The 18,562-nt window shown below is 57.4% G+C and carries 20 protein-coding genes; 10 read left to right on the top strand and 10 right to left on the bottom strand.

The features are described from left to right. Window positions 1–207 precede the first annotated feature (207 nt). Window positions 208–834 carry a hypothetical protein gene (locus tag VEG30_19050; protein HXZ82035.1) on the top strand — a complete coding sequence of 209 codons (627 nt, stop codon included), beginning with the start codon at window positions 208–210 and terminating at the stop codon, window positions 832–834. 74 nt (window positions 835–908) lie between these two features. Here VEG30_19050 and VEG30_19045 read toward each other — a convergent pair whose 3' ends face one another. Then, entirely contained in the window at window positions 909–1,805 is an 897-nt protein-coding gene (locus VEG30_19045; protein HXZ82034.1) for a hypothetical protein, read from the bottom strand. 141 nt (window positions 1,806–1,946) lie between these two features. Between VEG30_19045 and VEG30_19040 the strand changes: the two genes are divergently transcribed. Next, window positions 1,947–2,429 (top strand): DoxX family protein, encoded by a 483-nt coding sequence (locus VEG30_19040; GenBank protein ID HXZ82033.1) that lies wholly within the window; start codon window positions 1,947–1,949, stop codon window positions 2,427–2,429. A gap of 81 nt (window positions 2,430–2,510) precedes the next feature. Then, window positions 2,511–3,584: an aldo/keto reductase gene (locus VEG30_19035; protein HXZ82032.1), complete on the top strand. Its 1,074-nt coding sequence runs from the start codon at window positions 2,511–2,513 to the stop codon at window positions 3,582–3,584. Window positions 3,585–3,707: 123 nt separating this feature from the next. Here VEG30_19035 and VEG30_19030 read toward each other — a convergent pair whose 3' ends face one another. From VEG30_19030 to VEG30_19015, 4 genes are all read right to left on the bottom strand, one after another. Then, entirely contained in the window at window positions 3,708–4,247 is a 540-nt protein-coding gene (locus tag VEG30_19030; GenBank protein ID HXZ82031.1) for a GrpB family protein, read from the bottom strand. A gap of 299 nt (window positions 4,248–4,546) precedes the next feature. Beyond that, entirely contained in the window at window positions 4,547–5,038 is a 492-nt protein-coding gene (locus VEG30_19025) for an ester cyclase (protein ID HXZ82030.1), read from the bottom strand. 52 nt (window positions 5,039–5,090) lie between these two features. Continuing rightward, entirely contained in the window at window positions 5,091–5,807 is a 717-nt protein-coding gene (locus tag VEG30_19020) for a DUF4386 domain-containing protein (GenBank protein ID HXZ82029.1), read from the bottom strand. Window positions 5,808–6,034: 227 nt separating this feature from the next. Beyond that, window positions 6,035–6,571, bottom strand: coding sequence for a hypothetical protein (locus VEG30_19015; protein ID HXZ82028.1), 537 nt, complete (start codon window positions 6,569–6,571; stop codon window positions 6,035–6,037). Between the two features lie 429 nt (window positions 6,572–7,000). Here VEG30_19015 and VEG30_19010 point away from each other — a divergent pair, with 429 nt between their 5' ends. The 3 genes from VEG30_19010 to VEG30_19000 all read left to right on the top strand — a co-directional run bounded on the left by VEG30_19010 (window position 7,001) and on the right by VEG30_19000 (window position 9,506). After that, window positions 7,001–7,879: a sigma-70 family RNA polymerase sigma factor gene (locus VEG30_19010; protein HXZ82027.1), complete on the top strand. Its 879-nt coding sequence runs from the start codon at window positions 7,001–7,003 to the stop codon at window positions 7,877–7,879. Between the two features lie 43 nt (window positions 7,880–7,922). Further along, window positions 7,923–9,047 carry a hypothetical protein gene (locus tag VEG30_19005; GenBank protein HXZ82026.1) on the top strand — a complete coding sequence of 375 codons (1,125 nt, stop codon included), beginning with the start codon at window positions 7,923–7,925 and terminating at the stop codon, window positions 9,045–9,047. A gap of 201 nt (window positions 9,048–9,248) precedes the next feature. After that, complete coding sequence (locus VEG30_19000; protein HXZ82025.1) at window positions 9,249–9,506, top strand: hypothetical protein; 258 nt, start codon at window positions 9,249–9,251, stop codon at window positions 9,504–9,506. 10 nt (window positions 9,507–9,516) lie between these two features. Here VEG30_19000 and VEG30_18995 read toward each other — a convergent pair whose 3' ends face one another. Further along, entirely contained in the window at window positions 9,517–10,281 is a 765-nt protein-coding gene (locus tag VEG30_18995; GenBank protein ID HXZ82024.1) for a dolichyl-phosphate beta-glucosyltransferase, read from the bottom strand. Window positions 10,282–10,461: 180 nt separating this feature from the next. Between VEG30_18995 and VEG30_18990 the strand changes: the two genes are divergently transcribed. The 3 genes from VEG30_18990 to VEG30_18980 all read left to right on the top strand — a co-directional run bounded on the left by VEG30_18990 (window position 10,462) and on the right by VEG30_18980 (window position 12,461). Beyond that, entirely contained in the window at window positions 10,462–11,121 is a 660-nt protein-coding gene (locus VEG30_18990) for a hypothetical protein (GenBank protein ID HXZ82023.1), read from the top strand. A gap of 55 nt (window positions 11,122–11,176) precedes the next feature. Then, window positions 11,177–11,764, top strand: coding sequence for an FmdE family protein (locus VEG30_18985; protein ID HXZ82022.1), 588 nt, complete (start codon window positions 11,177–11,179; stop codon window positions 11,762–11,764). 307 nt (window positions 11,765–12,071) lie between these two features. Further along, on the top strand, window positions 12,072–12,461 hold the full coding sequence (locus tag VEG30_18980) for a PIN domain nuclease (protein HXZ82021.1): 390 nt from the start codon (window positions 12,072–12,074) through the stop codon (window positions 12,459–12,461). A 40-nt stretch (window positions 12,462–12,501) separates the two neighbouring features. Here the strand turns inward: VEG30_18980 and VEG30_18975 are convergent, their stop codons facing one another. The 4 genes from VEG30_18975 to VEG30_18960 all read right to left on the bottom strand — a co-directional run bounded on the left by VEG30_18975 (window position 12,502) and on the right by VEG30_18960 (window position 15,874). Further along, a complete protein-coding gene (locus VEG30_18975) occupies window positions 12,502–12,987 on the bottom strand; it encodes a hypothetical protein (protein ID HXZ82020.1) in 486 nt (161 codons plus the stop codon). A gap of 644 nt (window positions 12,988–13,631) precedes the next feature. Next, complete coding sequence (gene gatA, locus VEG30_18970) at window positions 13,632–15,074, bottom strand: Asp-tRNA(Asn)/Glu-tRNA(Gln) amidotransferase subunit GatA (GenBank protein ID HXZ82019.1); 1,443 nt, start codon at window positions 15,072–15,074, stop codon at window positions 13,632–13,634. Between the two features lie 130 nt (window positions 15,075–15,204). Continuing rightward, window positions 15,205–15,534 (bottom strand): Asp-tRNA(Asn)/Glu-tRNA(Gln) amidotransferase subunit GatC, encoded by a 330-nt coding sequence (gene gatC, locus VEG30_18965; protein HXZ82018.1) that lies wholly within the window; start codon window positions 15,532–15,534, stop codon window positions 15,205–15,207. Window position 15,535: 1 nt separating this feature from the next. After that, a complete protein-coding gene (locus tag VEG30_18960; GenBank protein ID HXZ82017.1) occupies window positions 15,536–15,874 on the bottom strand; it encodes a DciA family protein in 339 nt (112 codons plus the stop codon). A 474-nt stretch (window positions 15,875–16,348) separates the two neighbouring features. On the opposite strand from VEG30_18960, the gene VEG30_18955 reads away from it, so the two are divergent. Beyond that, a complete protein-coding gene (locus VEG30_18955) occupies window positions 16,349–18,526 on the top strand; it encodes a radical SAM protein (GenBank protein ID HXZ82016.1) in 2,178 nt (725 codons plus the stop codon). The last annotated feature ends 36 nt before the right edge of the window (window positions 18,527–18,562 follow it).

Raw genomic sequence — 18,562 nt, 5'->3', positions numbered from 1 at the left:
CTCAGCCGCATCATAGGGCGGGGCGCCGACTACCGATAATTACTCGCGGACTGCGTCTTCGGTAACAGGGGCTCATCAGCAATTTCTCCCCTGGAAACCCGCAAGAAATCAGGCAAAACGCAAGACGCGAGTACGTCGGTAACTAGGCTCGCAGGTCCGATCAATGCTCTACTTCCGCAAGCAAGAAAATAGAAAATGAGGGGACCAATGGGACGAACACTGGTGGCTGTAGGTAAGAGCACGTTATTGGCAGGCCTGCTGTGCGCGGTTGGATTTGGTGTGACTACGAATTGCAGGGCGCAATCGCTGGGAGATGTTGCTGCCGAGAGCAAGGCGAAAGCCGCTGGCACGCATCGCGTGCTGACCGACGAGGATATGACTGATTTGCGTCAGAAGACGCGTGCCTCCGCGAGCGAAGGCCAGATCGCAGGTTGCGACAAGAGTTGTGAGGAGAAAGTAAAGACAGGGTTGGGAGTTCACGAGAACGAAGCCGGTTGGAGCGAGACGTTCGCCAATGCTGTCGATGCCGTTTCCGACGATCGTGAGTGGCAAGACCTGTTTGCACGCGTGAAAACGCAGAATTGCGCCGAGAAGAAATCCGGCAAGCAGGACGCCGAGGCTGATAAGTCACTGACGCAGGAGCTGCAGTTCAAAGTGGAACGTGAGCGGCACGACCTGCTGGAGATGCGCCGTGACACCGCCAATCTTCCGCTGGGCTCGCCGGAAATCAGCACCACCCTGGAGCAGATGCGCACGCGCGCGGTCAAGGTGGCCATCATGGCAGTGCAGTTGACGGGCTTGGGAAGCGACACGTGCAAAGCGGCCGCGAACTAGAGCATGTCTGCTCAGGTCGAGAGCATTCCACGAAGCTAGCCCGCAGGCGCCCCGGTCAACTTCTGGAAGCTGCCCTACCGTAACCCTCCCCCATATTCGATCTTGGTGTCCACGTGCGTGTGCTGGAAGTCGTGGTTGTCAAGCGACAGGGAAATGTCCCGCTTGAGAAAGTGCAGCACCTCCAGGTGAAATTCGGTTCCGAAGCTTGATGGAAACCAAGCCCCGTCCTCCTGGCGCTTGTATTGCACGCTGAAACCGACACCGGGCAGATCAATACCGAGCACAGTTCTGACCGGAAACGGGATTTGCCGAGATAATTTGGTAAACACCAGCATGGGCTGAAATTCCTGTCTGTCGATGTAGGCTTCGCCTGCCCAGTCAATCTCATGCTTGTTCTTCGGCCCGAAGGCAATATGGTAGGCTTCGCGGCCCTGAAACATCTGTTCACCAACCAGGCGGAACTCATACTTTTTCTGCTGTGCGGTGGTGAGTGGAAATAAGTCACCGCCGATGCCGTCCTTGGTGTGAGTGTCTTCGTCCAGAATGATGTGCACCCCGTGTTGATGATCGGGTCTTCGTCTGATGTCCCCGGTCAGGTCCCCGCGGAAAGAATCGACCAGTTCGGCGTCGATGCTGTCGGCGTCGGGTCGCGGCTCACCGCTGAAGTCCTGATACTTGCCTTTATGAAGATAACGGCCAGTGAGGAGCTGTAAGTCTTTCCTGGCGCCATCAGGGATCGGGATCACGGTGTAATCCGTGGTTTCCTCGCGCATGAGCTTGCCATTGGTCTTGTGGGTGACCACGTGGACGTGCTGTTTATATATGTAGTTCTTGCGCAGATCTTCTGCGCGGTCCTGGTTGGCAGCCACGCGCGCCATGATTTCGTCCGCGGTGAGGGGCGAACTGGATTCGACGGCCGCAAACGATGCCGCAGAGAGCAGGAGCAAAATCAGCAAGCGGAGGCAAGACATACTTATCCTCATTGGTGTACGCATGGAGGACGGCGGCAAGCGCCAGATTATTACGGTCACATGCTTAAATTTTATGAGGTCGGTCCCCATTGTCTGATGGCCAGGCGCTGAGGTAGAGTTTCGCTCCACCGGGGGTAGCTCATGGACACCGCAAAAGAGACCACCATGAAGGTCCTGCTTCTGCTCGGCCGCCTTTTGTTCGGTGGCTTCTTTTTGGGATCGGGGTTGAACCACTTCGTACACCACACGGCGTTGGCGGAAATGGTAGCGGCGGCTGGCTATCCTTTGCCCGAGTTGGCGGTGATCGGCTCCGGCGTGCTCATCTTTCTGGGCGGGGCCAGTATCCTGCTGGGAGCCTGGCCCCGAGTGGGCGCCTGGCTGATCGTCATCTTCCTGGTATTCGTTACGCCCCTGGTAAACAATTTTTGGGCTGACGTCAACAACCCGCAACAATTCGCCGACGATCTGAATAACTTCACCAAGAATGTGGGATTGCTGGGCGGCGTCCTGATGTCATTGTTCATCCAGCAGCCGTGGCCCTACAGCGTGGATGAGATGGTAAGCCGCAGTCGCCAGACCATCCCCGTGGAGAGCGAATACATCCGAATTTTTCGGCAGCGATAGCGCAAGCCGCCAGCCATTGACGCAAAGGCTTGGAAGTGCGTCATTGATGTCGAGCTTCCGGACCCCTGGTGGAGGGCGACCATGAAGAAAGACAGGGCTAACGAGCCATCCCAAAGCAGCCGTCGGACATTTCTAAAGTCAAGTGGCGCGATGACAGCCGCGGTAATCGGGTCGTCGGCTTTTCCGAAGGTGGCTACCGCGGCGGGAGCGGTACAAGCCGATTCGCGAGGCCGTAATGGCATGCCAACTCGCAATCTGGGGAAAACTGGCTACAAGGTCGGCATCTTCAGTCTAGGCGGACAGGCCGCCCTTGAACGTCCGCACAACGAGGAGATCGCGGTCCCCATCATCGAGAAGGCCCTGGATCTCGGTGTGAATTACATTGACACGTCTTCCATATACGGTGGTCCTGAGCGTTGGAGCGAGCAATACATCGGAAAGGTAATGAAACGCCGCCGAGCCGAGACGTTTGTGGCGACAAAGACAATTGACCGTACACGCGACGGTTCAATGCGTATGCTCGAAACCTCGCTGAAACTGTTGCAAACCGACCGCATCGATATTTGGCAACTGCACGACATAGGGACGATGGGGGAAATCGACAAGATCTTCGCCAAGGGCGGCGCCATGGAGGCTTTGCTTCAGGCTCGCGACCAGAAGATCGTGCGCTATCTTGGTATCACCGGGCACTTCCGGCCCGAACCGCTCATCGCGGCCATCCATCGTTACCCATTCGACACGATTCTGATGGCTGTGAATGCTGCCGATCCTCATCACTACAGCTTTTCGGATCAATTGCTGCCCCTGGCCGTCGAGAAGCGAATGGGCATTGTGGGAATGAAGGTGCCGGCGCGAGGGCGCATCCTGTCGAGCTGGACTCCGCCACCAATCGAGAAACAGAAACACATGTGGGAAGGAATGGTCCTGGCGCCGACCCCCGGGACAATCACCATGCGTCAGGCTATGTATTATTCTCTCTCGCTGCCCGTCAGTACCGTCATCATCGGCTGCGACTCTACCTCCCAGCTCGAGGAAAATGTGCAGTTGGCCCGGGAATTCACCCCGCTCAGCCAGCAACAGATGGCAGCCCTTACCGAGAAAACTCAGCCGGTATCCAAGCAATCGCTGTTCTTCCGCTTCTACGAACACGCATGAGCGGCGTTTATTTGAAATGGTTGTCGAGAGCAGAATCGTGCTGAACGCACAGGATTGGTAGCGGACGTTTCCACTAAGGATAACCACCTGGCATAGCGGGCAGCCGACGGCAGAGATGATGAGTCACAACCCGCGGGGATATCCCGCGGCCAGCGCGATCTGAATCACCCGCTCAATAAATTCGCTTTTTGCATTCGCGTATTTTTCACGAGATGAAGAGTCTGCGGCGTCGGCCAGAGTGGCCAGCGCTTTCTTGAGAGCGGCGTATTGCCTTGCGGTATCGCTGTGCTCGCGCAAGTAATCACGGAATGCCAGGGTGCGTCGCTCTTCCTCGCCGCCCGACTGAACCACGTGAACATGGTGCGTGTGCGGCCAGTCCTTTGGGCGATGAAAGAAGGGACAGAAAGCGTCGTCAGCGTGCGGCACGTGAACATAACCGAGGGTGGCGAACGGCTCGCCGTAAGCAGCGATAGGCTGCAGCTGTTCCACGGAAACCTGAATGTCGATGATGGGCTTGGCTTCCAGTCCCGGGACAGCCGTCGAGCCGTTGTGGTCGATACGGCGCGCCAGTTCGCCGAGGACTTGGGCAATGCGGTCCCGCTCCGCCGCAAATTCCTGAACCCAATGCGGATCGTAGGCGCAGATCTGGAGTGGTTGGAGCATGAGGATTCGAGTGTTCGTGGGGAATATTACGCTAGCCGGTTTTAGATCTCGTGTGGAATTACTTGTGTAGTGGGATGTTACGCCAACTCCGAATTCGCAGCGAGGCCCTCCAGCGTGGCTTGGCGAGCGCGCAACTCTCTGAGTTCCTCTTCGCCGAGCTTCTCGGCGCAGCCTGCCACCGTCCGCATTCCGTGCTCCGCGAGTATCCTCCGGTACCTCGGATCAGGCGTCGAGGCGGCGATATCACCGAAGGCTCGCAGCAAGCGCAGCCCTCAGTTACCCCGAACGCCCTGTCCAGCTTATGGGTTCGGAGGAAAGAGGCCAGCCTGCTTTAACACCGAAAGCATGTTCCAGGCGCTCCACTCTTCAGAAATCTTTGCTGCCTTGAAGCGGAAGATGGTTATTCCCGAAACTTTAATCTTTTTGCCGGTCGCGGGAAGCCCCATTCCCGGCTGCGTGTTCGTACCCCACGCCGTCCAATGCACGGCAACCAAATCCCCCTCGGCGACCATACGGTTAACCGCCATCTGCATGTCCGGCATCGCTGTGCGTTCTTCACGCGCTGCCGCCATGTCTTCAGCCAGACTGAAGTCCCGGTCAGTTCCGTGGGCCACAAAATCGGCTGTGTGCGAGTCCGAATACTGGTCAAGCCTTCCCTGGCCCAGTACGTCTTCGAGGAACAGTCGGGCAACAGTCTTGTTTTTCTCCTGCTCGCTTGGAGGCTGAGTTTGGCAAAAGGCAGTCGTCGCAAGAAGTAACAGAACTAAGAGAAGTGAAGGATTTTTCAGCATAAAGACTCCTTTACTGCCAGCGATGCTTATCGGTCCGTGCTGCATAGGCTGGCTAACCCGCCGCTGTGAGTGGCGACGGGCCTGCTAAGGTCTTCGGTCCGGCGCCCATGAGCACCAGCCAGAGCATAACGACCAGCTCTCCCAGCACCACAGGTTGAGTGATGGCAAGCACCTTGTCCTCGGAGCCTGGGAACAATAATCCTGAAAGGCTGAAGGTCAGCCATGCGAAGCAGGCGATCATGAGCCAGACGCCCAGAACGCGCGGCAGAAATCGCGACCTGTAGACCAGCAGCCCGAAGGGGAAGAGCCACAGGCCCGCGAACGCCAGGTTGGCGAGGTCAAGCTGGTGATGCAGGTTGAGGAACAGCCGGACAAAGGCATCGCGCTGCGGCTTGTCGAAAATTGACAGGAAATCGGCCCCGCGAGCGAATAGCAGGGCGGCTGCGTCGGTCACGGTGTTGACCACGTACAGAGGTGTTTGCATCAAGCTGCCGAGGATCACCATCAGCACGGCGAGTGTCTGGTCAACTTCCTTGAACAACCGATAAAGAGCTAAGGGGACGAAGAGCCACAGGATCGCGCCGACCAGGGAGCTCACGATGCCCCAGCGGAAGAGCGACTCGTGGGCAGCGATGTTGTTGGCCGTTGCCGCCGCGTTTCCGCGCACAAACAGGGCGCTGGGAATGTACATGAGGCGTACCACGCCAACTGCGGAGGCCAAAATGTATAGGAGCCCCGCCACGCGGGCGTTCCTGCTGAGCGAAGTCATACGCCCCTCCTTTACAGTCAGACGAGCGCGAGGCGGGGATATTACGGCTTTTCTTTCTGGCGGAGTTTTCAGGGGAGAAGCAGGTCCCTCCACGCGCGATGGGATCGCCTGCGGGCGACCTCACTCGCTTGGTCGGGATGGCAATGGGGAGGGGCGTGCGGCGGTCTCAATAGCAACAGGGCAGTGCCTCTTGCGATGCGCTGCCCTGACAAATGCCGCCGGTCCGCCTACTTGGGTTCGACCATGGGGATCACGCTGGATAATTGCAAATTGATCAGCAGGTCGATGCGGCGATCGATCTGGTAGAACAGGGCAGTTTTCTTAGGTGAGATGACTTTCTCAAACAGCGGAACGTATTTCATACGTAAAGCGAGGAGTTGCTCGTCAACGGCGTTCGCTCGCTTCAGGTAATCCTGCGCTTGCACATCGGTCATGGTGGTGTAGTTGTCTGCATATTCCTTGATCACCGCCCAGCGTTCGTCATTGGGTTTGATAGCTTCCTTGCGGTACTGGTCAAAGATAGGCCAGAACTTGGTGGCTTCGTCGGCGGTGAGGGGCAGGTTGAGCGCGACAATCTGCTTGCGCTGCGAACGTAAGTCGGCGCGGAGCATTTCGATATCTTGGTCCCTAACATTGCTCGGTTGTGTGTTTGCGCCAGAAGCGGGGGGCGCCGCAGGCTTCTGGGTGGCCTGGGCAGACATGGATAAGTCGCACACGAAAAGTACGCTGACAACCAGGGCAGCTAGCAAAGCCTTCTTCTGCATTGTGGTCTCCTCCGAAGATTTAACGCGAAGTCTCAGGGATTGGCGGCGATGTTGGGCTCAAGGCTCAGGGTTGCGAGTTCCGTATTGCTCTCCGCCGATGCTCGGGACAAGGTACGGAAAATTCAATGGAAGTGCAAACTGGAAAAACTGACAGATCAGGGGCCTGCAAATTAGCCAAGGCTTGCAAATTGGCCAATAGGAGACTCGGCCGCAGATTGGAAGGACTTTTTCGACCCAAAGCAAAAGCCCCTGGTCCGCATTACCAGGGGCGTTTGCTGAGCTGTCGCATGGCCGAACCGGATAACTCAAGGAGGAGAGCAACCCGGTCCTTTTGATCTTTTTTGCCGTTTCCGGCTTTCTCTCTCTGGACAGAGAACGTCGAATGTTCAGTTCCTTGCATCGAAAATTGATACCATCCCAAATAAATTTATGAGTGGCGGTTCTCAAGTTGCGCCCGGGGCACTCCTGGTTGGCCTGGAGAAGCTGGTTGGGGAGCTGTTTGAGCGCAGCGCAGGAGCCAAGTTTGGCCTTACGATTGAAGAATTTACGGTCTTTCTGGGGGAAGTTTCAGCGAAAACCCTCTCTGCCGAGGCCAGCCAACAAGATGTCCGCGAGTTGTTGGGTACGCTGCGGGTGGAAGACCTGGCGCTGGCGCGGGCCTGCGCGGCAGGCAACGAATCAGCTTGGGAGCACTTCCTGACGCGTTTCCGCGAGAAGCTCTACGACTCGGCGCGCGCGATCACGCATGAGGAATCGCAGGCGCGGGATCTGGCTGATTCCATTTACGCCGACCTCTACGGGATGACCACGCGCGAAGGGGAACGGCCTTCGAAGCTGACGTCCTATACCGGACGAGGCTCGCTGGAAGGCTGGTTGCGGACGGTGCTGGCGCAGGAGTTCGTGAATCGCTACCGCGGCCAGCGTCGACTGGTCAGCCTGGAAGAACAGGAAGAGGAGTCACATCAGTTCGTTGTCGCAGCCCCTGCAGCTGAGCCAGTTGCACACGTCGATGAACGTCTGGAGGGTGCGGTGGATGAGGCTCTGGCGAATGTTTCCCCGGAGGATCGAATGCTCCTGGCCGCCTATTACCTGGACGGCAGGACCCTGGCGGAGATTGGGAGAATGATGGGCTTCCACGAGGCCACCGCCAGCCGCCGCCTTGATAAGTTGGCGAAAACATTGAGGAAAGCAGTCCGGGAGGGGCTCGTAAAGCGAGGCATGAGCCGGCGGCAGGCAGACGAGGCGATGGAGGCTGATGTCCGCGATCTGCAGGTCAATGTGAGGAAAAGATTGTCGCAAGAACGATGAGATTCAACGTTCTAGGGATGAGGAAGCTTGGAGGCGGCTGCGGATGATTGATATTCCCAGCACGGTGCGCGCAAGGTTGAAGGAAACGGCTGGCGCGAGCGGTTCGGGGCACGTAGATCCCAACCTTTTAACAGCTTTTGCCGAACAGACGCTGCTGGCAGGCGAGCGTACGTTCGTGATGACGCACTTGTCCCAGTGTAGGGACTGCCGGGATGTTTTGGCGCTTGCAGTGCCGATCCATCAGACTGAGTTGCAGGCGGTTGGAGCGCTGGCAGCCCGCTCCCGTCCATGGTGGAACCTGGCCGCAGTGCGCTGGAGTGCGGTAGCAGCTACAGCGGCGGTAGTGGTTGCCGCCGTGCTGATGAGGACCCCGCAACCGCAATTGCCCTTGGCCCAGATGCAGGCGCCTTCGCAAGTTCAACAGAATGTTTCAACTAACAAAACGGAGCTGCCAGGAGCGGCAAATACGCTTGCTGAGTCGAGACCCTCGGCTCCCGCGCCGATTCGGGCCAAGCAGAAGAGAACAATAAGCAGAGACAGCACGGCAGAAGGATTGGCGCGAGCTGATTCTCAGAAAACGTTTGCTCGGCGCGACTTGGATATGATGACCGCGTACCGGCAAGATGAGAGAGCCGGCCAGGCACGAGAACAGGATGAAAAGCTGGCGGCAGCATTAAACACAGACGTGGTTGTAGTCGGCGCGGAAAATGAAGCGGCCAAGAAGATGCAGGCTCCCGGCATTACCAGCCGCGCTGAAGCAGGCGGCAACGAGGTCCAAGCCCGAACCGAGCCGACGAAACCCACTTTGGGGTGGACTGAGAGTGTGACGCCGGGTATCGCTTGGTCGGTTAGTCAGGGCCGGCTGCTGAGGTCAATGGATGCGGGAGCCACCTGGGAACCGCTCCCGGTTGATAGTCGCGCAACGCTCAGAACCTATTGGGCGTTTGACACCGACATCTGGGCGGGCGGCGACAATGAAGCCCTTTATCGATCCAGCAATGCCGGGGAGACTTGGACGCAGGTGCACCCGGTTCTGGCGGACGGAACGATACTACGGGGAGATATCACTAAGCTTGAATTTGACGATGCCCAACATGGTGCCGTGATCACCAGCAAAGGCGAGAGGTGGGAGACCAAGGACGGCGGCGCGAGCTGGAAGCAGAGGTAGCCGGGATCTAAAGCTGCAGTAACCGGGGATTAAAACGGAGAACGGCGAAGCTGAAAAGTGGCTTCGCCTTTTTTCTTTCCCGAAGACGGATTAGAGGAACTTACACTTTTTGTAAATTGTGAATTTTTTTCGCTTTTCCACAATCGAGCGGGTAGAAAATGGGGCTATAGAGATCGACTATACGGTGAAGGATGGCCAGTGATGTTGTCCAAGTGCGCTAATCCGAGCTGCCATACAGTGTTCCGCTATCTGCGAGAGGGAAAGCTGTTTGAATTCGAAACCAGCTCTCTGCCGACATTGAGAGAATCGAGCATTCTGCGAGCCAAGCGAAGCGGACGCGTGGAATTTTTTTGGCTGTGCGGAAGATGCATGTCGCAAATGACGATCGTGGTTGACCGCGAGCGGGGAGTCGTAACCGTACCGTTAGGTGCCAGATCGGGTGGAGGAGCGGCTGCCTAGATTCTGAGCCTCAGGCGGACTTCCCGGCCGCATAGCTGGCTTCAGTTCTTTGGTATTTTCCGGCCAAATAATTCCCGCGGATTCTAAGTATCTCCAGGAACATCTTGAAGCCATCGGTTAGCGGATTGATCTTGGAGCGCTCATCGTGAGCCCACTCTACCCCCAGTTCCTGAATTCGTAACCCTTGCTTGCGGGCAAGGAAGAGTATCTCGGGGTCGAACCCCCAGCGATCGATAAGTTGCCGGGGGAAGATGTCCTGAGCGGCCTGGCGGGTGAAAGCCTTGAATCCGCATTGGGTGTCTTTGAAATTCAGTCCGAGTATGGCACGCAGCAGCAGGTTGAAGATGCGGCCGAAGAGTTGGCGGTACAGAGGCTGGCGTTGCTTCTGCAATTCCGCTTGCAGCCAGCGGGATCCAATGGCGATGTCCGCTCCCTCGTGAATGGCTTGAAACAGTTTTGGGGCCTCTTCGATCGGCGAAGAAAGATCGGCATCTGTGAACAACAGCAGGTCGCCGGTTGCCTCCAGCATTCCATGGCGGACGCTGTATCCCTTGCCGCGATTGCCGGGATTCTCGAGCAGCCTCACTCCCGGGTGCTGGCGCATAAAGTCGCGCACGATTTCGGCGGTGTTGTCGCGCGAGCCATCGTTCACCACGATGACTTCGGCTTTCCAGTTCTCTCGCGTCAGAAAAGCGAGAATACTCTCCAGCGATCGCACAATCCGCTGGCTCTCGTTATATGCCGGTACAACAATGCTGTAGCGAACCGGTTGCATGGCGCGCGCTTAGACGCAAAATGAATTCTAAACGTTGGCAGGCGTGCAGTTGGGAAAACAGCAGAAGCCGCAGCGGCATGGCACATGCAGTGCAGGGGTGTCCGAAAGAGGAACCAAGACGCTCAGATCGCCTGGGCAAGCTGTTTGCCTAGTCGAGAGACGTCAGATAGCCTGTCCTCGATGATCCGGAAGTGCCTGATTTGCGCGATTTTTCTCCCGGCTGTCTCGTTCGCCGCATTCAAGCCGCATGTGATTGCTTTCGGAAAGTGGAACACGGTGCCGTTCTTCCTCGGGCCGGAGGAAGGCAGGACGATCAACATTCGAATCAGGCCTCTGGTAATTGACGGGAAAATTCGCGAGTTCACAACCGGCGAGCTCCATGAGGTCACCGACCGCACGTTTGTAGTTCGCCGGGCATACCGGCTCAATGATTCTCTGCCCGCCGATCCTCCCAATGCTGGGCGATGGAAGTGGCAGCGCGGTGGCTGGGTGCTGGTGGATCGCGTCACCGGGAAAGTGGCGCAGCTCAACCTGGCGGAATTCGATCCCTTCTACTCGGACGCGAGCTGGTATCGCGACTACGTGGCTTACTGCGGCGTCTCGGATGACGGCGAAAAACTCTACGCCATGGTCGCGCAACTCGGCCGGCGAAAGCCACTACTGAAGAAAAGCCTGGGGCAGGCACAGGGGGGAGATACTCCAGATTCCGAATGCGCCGCACCCGATTGGCAGCGCAAGCCGACGCGGGTAACGTTCGAACCCACCGGCAAAGCGAAGCTGACCTTCGAGGTTTGGGGGCGCTCGGTGGACTTGGCGAACGAGTCGGAGTCTGACGAATAATCGATCAGACTGCTGGAGGTGAGCGACCGATCGCGTTTCCGGATAAGATCATGCCATGAAGACGCTCGACGAGTACCTGAGAGACGCCGAGCAGGCGCACGGTCATTTGTGCGCGGGACAGGTGCTGGGTGTGCGCATGGCAATGCTCGGGCTGGAGACGTTGGGAATCAATGATCCGCAAGGCAAAGACCGCAAGCGCCTGGTGACCTTCGTCGAGATCGATCGATGCGCCACGGATGCAGTCGCGGTAGTTACCGGTTGTCGTCTGGGAAAGCGCGCCCTGAAATTTCGTGATTGGGGCAAAGTGGCGGCTACGTTTGTGGATGTGAATTCAGGCCGCGGGGTCCGGATAGCGGCCAAGGAATCCTCTAAAGTGCTGGCGAAAAGCATGCATCCCGAAGTTGCGGACAAGAACCGGCAGCAGATGCTGGCTTACCGCGAAATGTCCGCAGAAGACTTGTTCGATGTGCAGTGGGTGACGGTGGAGTTGCCGGCAGAGGAGTTTCCCGGATTCAAGGGCGAGCGCGTGGTGTGCGCGGCTTGCGGCGAAGGAATCAACTTCAAGCGGGAAGTGCGGCGTGATGGAAGAGTGCTATGCCGGGGGTGTGCGGGGGAGAGCTACTACAGGGTGATTGAGCCGTAGACTTATTCATATAGAAGTATGGCCCGCTTGGAAAGACTGGCTGTTCCAATGCTCGAAGCCCTTTCTCTCCATACACCATCTAGACAAGAAATGGTGTATGCTTAGGTAATATGAGCAGGACCAACATAGACATTGATGACGGCTTGATCCGAAAGGCGCGCAGACTCACCCGTCTCAAAACAAAGCGCCAGATAGTGGACCGAGCCTTGGAATTGCTTGTTCGCTGTGAGAGCCGCAAAGGAATTCTGCGCTACTACGGAACAGGAGTCTGGAAAGGTGACCTTAAGGCGTCTCGGAGAAACCGCGCTTGATCTTGGTCGACAGCTCCGTTTGGGTTGACTTCTTCAGCTCCGCGCCCGGAAGAGCCGGTGAAGAATTGCGGCGAATGATTGAAGAGAGCGAACCTTTCGCTCTTACCGGCATCGTGATTGCCGAAGTCCTGCAGGGCCTTACCCGGGACTCCAGTCAGATTGAGAACTTTCTGGCTCAGTGGGAGATGCTTGAGCCTCGGGGGTTTGGGACCTATCGAGAAGCTGCTGCAATTTACCGGACGGCGCGCGCCAAGGGCATTTCACTCACCACGATAGATACGATCATCGCAGCTATTGCCCTGGAACACAGGGCCAGCGTTTTTACGCTCGACCACGATTTCTCCAGGATGGCGCGAATTACTCGCCTGGCACTCTATCGCTACTGACCAGGCGAGCAGAGTTTCACGCGCGAGGACAAATGGCGGATCAGTAATGCACATCCACGCTGCCGTGGGCGCTGACATGCGGACGCCACCGGTAGTGGCCATCCTCGTCGTGGAAGACTTCGTACTGCTTGCCTTGATAAACGTAGTTGGTGCAGCCGTATTTCTTGGCCTGGCCCGGAGGCATGCCGCAATTGCCCCATCCCTTCTTCTGCCCCTGACCCCAGCCCGGAGGAGTTCCTTCGCGATAGCCGTAGCTGGCCCAGTGGTCGTCGCGGTCATGATCGCCGTCGCGATCATGATGAGGGTTCCCGTGAGCATTGCCATGCGGATGCTCGTCCTCTTGGTCGCGAGCGCTTACGCCGCGGACATACCAATGGCGCTCGTCGCTGTCTCGCCACTGCGGTTGGGTGGCATGGTCTCTTCCCTGATCGCTATCTTTGTCGTTGTCGCTGGCCGTGGCAAGACCCGCAGTCAGAATGAGGATTGTGAGCAGTGCCAACAATACGCTAGCCCGATGGAACTTCATTGCCAGTTCTCCCGAGAGTAACCAGTGCAAGGAGAATACCGTCAGGCCGCGATTCAGGATGAACAACTTAGGCAGCAGGAAACACTAAAGTAACCGGGAAGTTCTTACATCGTTTGGGAAGCTGAAGCTGAGCACGGGAACCTGGGTGACAGCTAAGTCGAAATAACTAGTCCTGGCGCACGCGAAGGGTGGGGGACGCCAGGCTTCGGGGCCGAGGCTGGCGCTGCGCGATGGAGGACTGCGGAGTTTTTGTGCGAGCTATAGCACCCTTACGAGGGCGTTTTGCTACCGAACGCTTCTTGGTGTGGGATCCGGTACGCTGACGACGGGCCAGCCTTGGCCGAGGAGCGTCGTCAGAGCAGTCACCGTGGAGTTGGATCAGGCTTAGCACGGTGATCATCATGCAGAGGGCACGCTCGTTCATCGATAACCTCACTGGTTGAACGCCGCGCGCAGACTTCCTTGCATAGAATATTCGAAAAAAATGTTTATGGATTGGCATACAGTGCCGAAATTGGGGAAATGCAGAAAACCCGCATAAATACTAATGAAAAACACTTAGCCCGCCGGACTAACCCACAAGAAATAACTTAGCGGATAAGTTTGCAAGGTGGTTAACAATAATATGCCCCGGGGTTACTGGATCACGCAGACGCACGCTCGTGTTCGTAGACGTGGGCCAGGCGCAGCAGGGTGGCTTCGTCGAAGTGTCGACCCAGGATCTGTACCCCGATCGGCAAGCCTTGGCGTGAATTTCCACACGGGACGCTGATGCCGGGAACTCCTACCAGATCAGCAGTAACGGTATAGATATCGGCGAGATACATAGAGACCGGATCGTCTACTTTTTCTCCCAGTTTGAAGGCAGGAGTGGGAGTAGTGGGGGTGACGATCGCGTCCACCTTCTGAAAAGCGTCTTCGAAATCGCGCGTGAGCAGGGTACGGACTCTTTGGGCTTTCAGATAGTACGCATCGTAGTATCCCGCACTGAGTACATACGTGCCCAAGAGGATACGGCGCTTCACCTCTGCCCCGAAGCCTTGATCGCGACTACGCCGGTACATCTCAGAGAGCGTACGAACTCCGGGGGAGCGATACCCATAGCGAACGCCGTCAAAGCGCGCCAGGTTCGAGGACGCCTCCGCGGTGGCGATGACGTAATAGGTGGGAATGGCGTATTCGGTATGGGGTAGGGAGATGGGCACGATTTCACAACCCGCCCGCGCCATAGTCTGGATCGCAGCTTCAACTGCAGCGCGAGTCTCGGGTTCCAGTCCCTCGCCAAAATATTCTTTCGGGACGCCCAGCTTCAGCCCCTTCACCGGTTTGCCGATTTCTTCTTCGTAATCAGGAACTGGAACGTCGGCGGAGGTGGAGTCGGCGGGATCGCGGCCAGCGATATAACGCAACAAGATGGCGGCATCTTTCACGGTCTTAGTAATAGGACCAATGTGATCGAGTGAGGAGGCAAACGCGATCAAACCGTAGCGCGAAACGCGCCCGTAGGTAGGCAAGAGGCCTACAACGCCGCAGAAGGCTGCGGGCTGGCGAATCGATCCTCCCGTATCTGACCCGAGTGCTGCCACTGAGATGTTGGCGGCCACGGCTGCGGCGGAGCCTCCGGAGGAGCCCCCCGGAACGCGCGAGAGGTCACGCGGATTGTGCACCGGAAAGTATCCCGAGTTCTCGTTCGAAGAGCCCATGGCGAACTCGTCGCAGTTGGTCTTGCCGAGGACGATGGCTCCGGCTTCTTCCAAACGTTTGACGGCCGTGCAGTCGTAGGGGGAGATGAAGCCCTTGAGAATTTTCGATCCCGCCGTGGCTTGGATTCCTTGGATCACCATCACGTCCTTGATGGCAATGGGAACGCCGGCGAGGGGAGGCAGAGCATCTCCGCGATCAGCGAGGCTCTGGATGTGAGTTGCCTTGGCCAGTGCTCGGTCCTTGCAGAGGGTGAGGTAGGCGCCGATTTTGGGATCGTCAGTCTCGATCTTCTTGTAGAAAGCTTCGACCAGTGGAACCGGAGAGATGCTGCGCTCCGCGATAGCGGTGCGAGTGGAGGCAACGGTGAGGGCGTTCAGGTCCATGGGCTCTGTAGCTGCAAGACGCTGGAATCGATCTTTCCTTCAGAGCTTCATTGAGGCGACGGTCTGTTATCCCCTACCGCGTCCATCACCGAACCCCGAAGCTTCTCATCGCGATCGATCACGGTTTGCCTCACCTCTCGATTACCTTGGGCACCTTGAAGAATGTGCCATCGGAATCGGGAGCGTTCTTCATCACCGTCTCGCGATCGAGGCATGGGCCGACCTTGTCTTCGCGCATGGCGTAGGCGAAACGAGAAGTGCCTTGCTTAGCGGGGTCGATGCCGAAGCGGTCCGACGTTTGCGCCATGGGCGGAACGTCAGTCGTGTCGAGCCGGTTCAGGCGATCGATGTGATCGAGAATCGAGTTGAGGTCCTTGACCATGCGTTGCTGTTCTTCTGGCGTCAGCTCGAGGTTCGCCAGATCGGCGACGTATAGGACGTCTTTTTCGCTGACTTTCATCTCAGGCGAGCTGTCGGAAACGGTTCGCTGGCCGCACGTGACGATCGCAGGGCGCTTCCGAATGGCCCGGCAACACGAATTCTATTCGATCTATCTTGCGGGCGACCACGTGGTTGATGGCGCTCAAATATTGGGTGGCGAGTTCGTCAAGCTGGGAGCGCCACTCGGCTCCGGGGACTTCAACCCTGAGAACGCCCGCGCGCAATCCCAGAACGCGTGTGCGGTTAGCGACGTGCGCGCCCGAAACCATTGACCAGGCCAGAGCGGCCGCGTCGGTACCCGAAGCCGTTTGAACCAGGGTGTACGAAATTTTCCGCAGATCAACGTTGGCGTGTTGCATGGCCCTCTTATTGGCTACCCCACACCAACCAGCGAAGACCGGCAGCAGCATCCCGGACTCCCTCGCGCCCCGGAACCTACTTCCTTATCGCTGGCAGGAAGGGCTGGATTGTAATCTGGGGTGGGCATAATGCTTCCTGTGAATTCCGAGAATTGCGGGGAAAACGGCGGTTATCTGAGGAAATCTCTGGAGGAGCGATGACGCGGTCGGGATGAATTTCCACTCGTGATCTCCTCCTTACTTTTCAAGCAGATAGCGAACCATTCGCTGCACGTGTACGCCACTGAGGATGGAAATCCTCCCCTTTAGAGGCAGAAGGTTGGGGGTTGTGGGGCAACTGGATAGCATGACAACGGTAGGGAACCAAAAAAATCGCTTCTTTACGCGAAGTGCGTTCCCCTTCTTTAGGTGGGGTCCGGGGCGGCTACCGTCCGCGGGTCCGTGGAAGAGTTTGCCCAATGGAGACACTGACTAATGCGAAAGCCCATTAAATATGTAGAAAAGGCTGTGACCTACGCGGCGAAGGGGGCATGGGTGGTGTATGCGGGAATCAGTCGCATGAAAGAAAACCCGGCTTTTACCCCCAAGTGGTCCGACAAGCCGATGCTGAAGTCTTACCAGAAAAGCAAGCCGCCGCTGGGCTGGCCGCGCACTACTGATTCGCTTTGCCCCAAGTGTGTGCCGGAAATTCGTAAGCAGATCCTGGATGGCAAGCTCCCGCAGGAAATTCTGCGCAACGCCAAGGTAGGCGAGGTAAGGGCTACGATCCTGGAGCGCGATGGCAAGATTCTGATGGTCAAGGATTGCCCCAAGCATGGGCACTTCGAAGATGTGATGTCCATGGACACGGCTTTCTCCCAGCATCTGGAAGACGTATTTCCTGGACGCGACATTCGCGCTCATAACGACGAGAAGCTGCACAATCACGGAACCTCGACCGTTCAGCATGGCCGCGGGGCTGTGCTCACCATCGACCTGACCAACCGCTGCAACATGATGTGCGATCCCTGCTTCATGGACGCCAACCAGGTTGGGTTTGTTCATGAACTGAGCTGGGAAGAGATCAAGACGCTGCTGGACAATGCCATCACCATCAAGCCGAAGCGGCAGATGTCGGTGCAGTTCTCGGGTGGCGAGCCCACGCTCTCTCCATACTTCCTGGATGCCGTGCGCTATTCGCGCAAAGTGGGCTATACCAGTGTGCAGGCTGCTACCAACGGTATCGAATTCGCGAAGAGTTTTGAGTTCTGCGAGCAAGCAGCGGACGCGGGGCTGCGGTATGTATATCTTCAGTTTGACGGCGTCGGGAATGCGGCGAACTCTCATCGCAAAGTTGGCAACCTGTTCGATGTGAAGCTGCGCGCCATCGAGAACCTGTACAAAGCGGGCGTGGACATCGTGCCTGTAGTCACGATCGTCAACGGCATCAATAACGAACAGGTGGGCCGGATCATTCAATTTGCCCTGGATAACCCGCGCGTGATTTCGTTCATTTCCTTCCAGCCGGTAAGCTTTACGGGGCGCGACGAAGAGGTCACGGACGAGCGCCGCTATGCGCAACGCTACACTCTGAGCCACCTGGCGCATGATGTGAAGAAGCAGACTGGAATAGGACAGCCGGCGCGCGACTGGTTCCCGATTTCCTTCATGTCCACATTTACCGACTGGGCCGACTTAGTTCATGGTCCGCAGGCGGACTGGGGACAACTCTCCTGTGGCTGCCATCCCAACTGCGGCGTGGGGATCGCGGTCATGGTAGATAAGGAGACGAAGGAAGCAGCTCCCGTCCCGCAGTTCATCGATGTGTACCAGATGGCACGCGATGTCTCGCTGGTCACCGATACCGGCCACGGCAAGAAGTGGTCCGCGCTGGGAATGGCCCTGGCTTTCCTGCGCAACTACGATCCCTTCCAGACTACGACCCACTTCACCATGTTCGACATGCTGAAGAAGCTGGACAAGAACCTGGGCTTTTCGAAGAAGGCAAGGTCGGGTGGATACGGAAAAGTCACCGCCGACCGCACGCTGGCGGACGTGGAGCAGCGTCGCCAGGATCGCTGGAACACGCTGTTTGTCGCCGGCATGTGGTTCCAGGACCTTTGGAATTACGATTTCCGCCGCACTGAGCAGTGCATCATTCCCTACGCGACACAGGAAGGCGAAATTTCCTTCTGCGCCTACAACACCGGCATCGGCTGGCGGAATATCGTCGAGAAGATGCACATGACCGCGACCCTTACCAAGTGGTACGAGGAGCATGGACGTCACGAGATCTTTGCCGGCGGCAAGCGCGTCCAGATGGACGAAGATCCGCGCAAGCTCGCTGTTCTGAAACTGAAAGAAGAGTTGGTGACGGAAGAAGAGCAGCGTGATCTGGACGAGCTGGGGATCGCCAAGAATGCCCGCGAAGAAAAGATTCGCGCCCGTGACGCTAAATTGAAGCTGCGCGCCAAGACTCCCGAGGAGGCTGCCAAGGACGCGCAGATGTTGAAGCTATACCGGGAAGTTGTGCTGGGAGAGAAGCAGCCCGAGGGCTTCATCCCGTTGGGCAGCCTGGTGGCTCCAGTGAATGGAAATGGAAACGGCAATGGCAACGGCTCCAAGCCGGAAACGGTGCACGAAGACGAAGTGGCCGGAGTGCCGGGCGACTAGTCTGCTATCAATCTTTCGAGACCATAGGCCGCGAGC

The sequence above is a fragment of the Terriglobales bacterium genome, assembly GCA_035624455.1.
Taxonomy (GTDB): domain Bacteria; phylum Acidobacteriota; class Terriglobia; order Terriglobales; family Acidobacteriaceae; genus DASPRM01.
The sequence above is the reverse complement of the archived record's forward strand: the minus strand, read 5'-3'. Positions and strand labels throughout refer to the sequence as shown.

Excerpts from the sequence above, each read along its gene's own strand:
- VEG30_19015 (HXZ82028.1), bottom strand. The coding sequence starts at position 6,571 with ATGCAGAAGAAGGCTTTGCTAGCTGCCCTGGTTGTCAGCGTACTTTTC.
- VEG30_18995 (HXZ82024.1), bottom strand. The coding sequence starts at position 10,281 with ATGCAACCGGTTCGCTACAGCATTGTTGTACCGGCATATAACGAGAGC.
- VEG30_19005 (HXZ82026.1), top strand. The coding sequence starts at position 7,923 with ATGATTGATATTCCCAGCACGGTGCGCGCAAGGTTGAAGGAAACGGCT.
- VEG30_18985 (HXZ82022.1), top strand. The coding sequence starts at position 11,177 with ATGAAGACGCTCGACGAGTACCTGAGAGACGCCGAGCAGGCGCACGGT.
- VEG30_18955 (HXZ82016.1), top strand. The coding sequence starts at position 16,349 with ATGCGAAAGCCCATTAAATATGTAGAAAAGGCTGTGACCTACGCGGCG.
- VEG30_19020 (HXZ82029.1), bottom strand. The coding sequence starts at position 5,807 with ATGACTTCGCTCAGCAGGAACGCCCGCGTGGCGGGGCTCCTATACATT.
- VEG30_18990 (HXZ82023.1), top strand. The coding sequence starts at position 10,462 with ATGATCCGGAAGTGCCTGATTTGCGCGATTTTTCTCCCGGCTGTCTCG.
- VEG30_19010 (HXZ82027.1), top strand. The coding sequence starts at position 7,001 with ATGAGTGGCGGTTCTCAAGTTGCGCCCGGGGCACTCCTGGTTGGCCTG.
- gatA (HXZ82019.1), bottom strand. The coding sequence starts at position 15,074 with ATGGACCTGAACGCCCTCACCGTTGCCTCCACTCGCACCGCTATCGCG.
- VEG30_18960 (HXZ82017.1), bottom strand. The coding sequence starts at position 15,874 with ATGCAACACGCCAACGTTGATCTGCGGAAAATTTCGTACACCCTGGTT.
- VEG30_19030 (HXZ82031.1), bottom strand. The coding sequence starts at position 4,247 with ATGCTCCAACCACTCCAGATCTGCGCCTACGATCCGCATTGGGTTCAG.
- gatC (HXZ82018.1), bottom strand. The coding sequence starts at position 15,534 with ATGAAAGTCAGCGAAAAAGACGTCCTATACGTCGCCGATCTGGCGAAC.
- VEG30_18975 (HXZ82020.1), bottom strand. The coding sequence starts at position 12,987 with ATGAAGTTCCATCGGGCTAGCGTATTGTTGGCACTGCTCACAATCCTC.
- VEG30_19035 (HXZ82032.1), top strand. The coding sequence starts at position 2,511 with ATGAAGAAAGACAGGGCTAACGAGCCATCCCAAAGCAGCCGTCGGACA.
- VEG30_19040 (HXZ82033.1), top strand. The coding sequence starts at position 1,947 with ATGGACACCGCAAAAGAGACCACCATGAAGGTCCTGCTTCTGCTCGGC.
- VEG30_19025 (HXZ82030.1), bottom strand. The coding sequence starts at position 5,038 with ATGCTGAAAAATCCTTCACTTCTCTTAGTTCTGTTACTTCTTGCGACG.
- VEG30_19045 (HXZ82034.1), bottom strand. The coding sequence starts at position 1,805 with ATGTCTTGCCTCCGCTTGCTGATTTTGCTCCTGCTCTCTGCGGCATCG.
- VEG30_19050 (HXZ82035.1), top strand. The coding sequence starts at position 208 with ATGGGACGAACACTGGTGGCTGTAGGTAAGAGCACGTTATTGGCAGGC.
- VEG30_19000 (HXZ82025.1), top strand. The coding sequence starts at position 9,249 with ATGTTGTCCAAGTGCGCTAATCCGAGCTGCCATACAGTGTTCCGCTAT.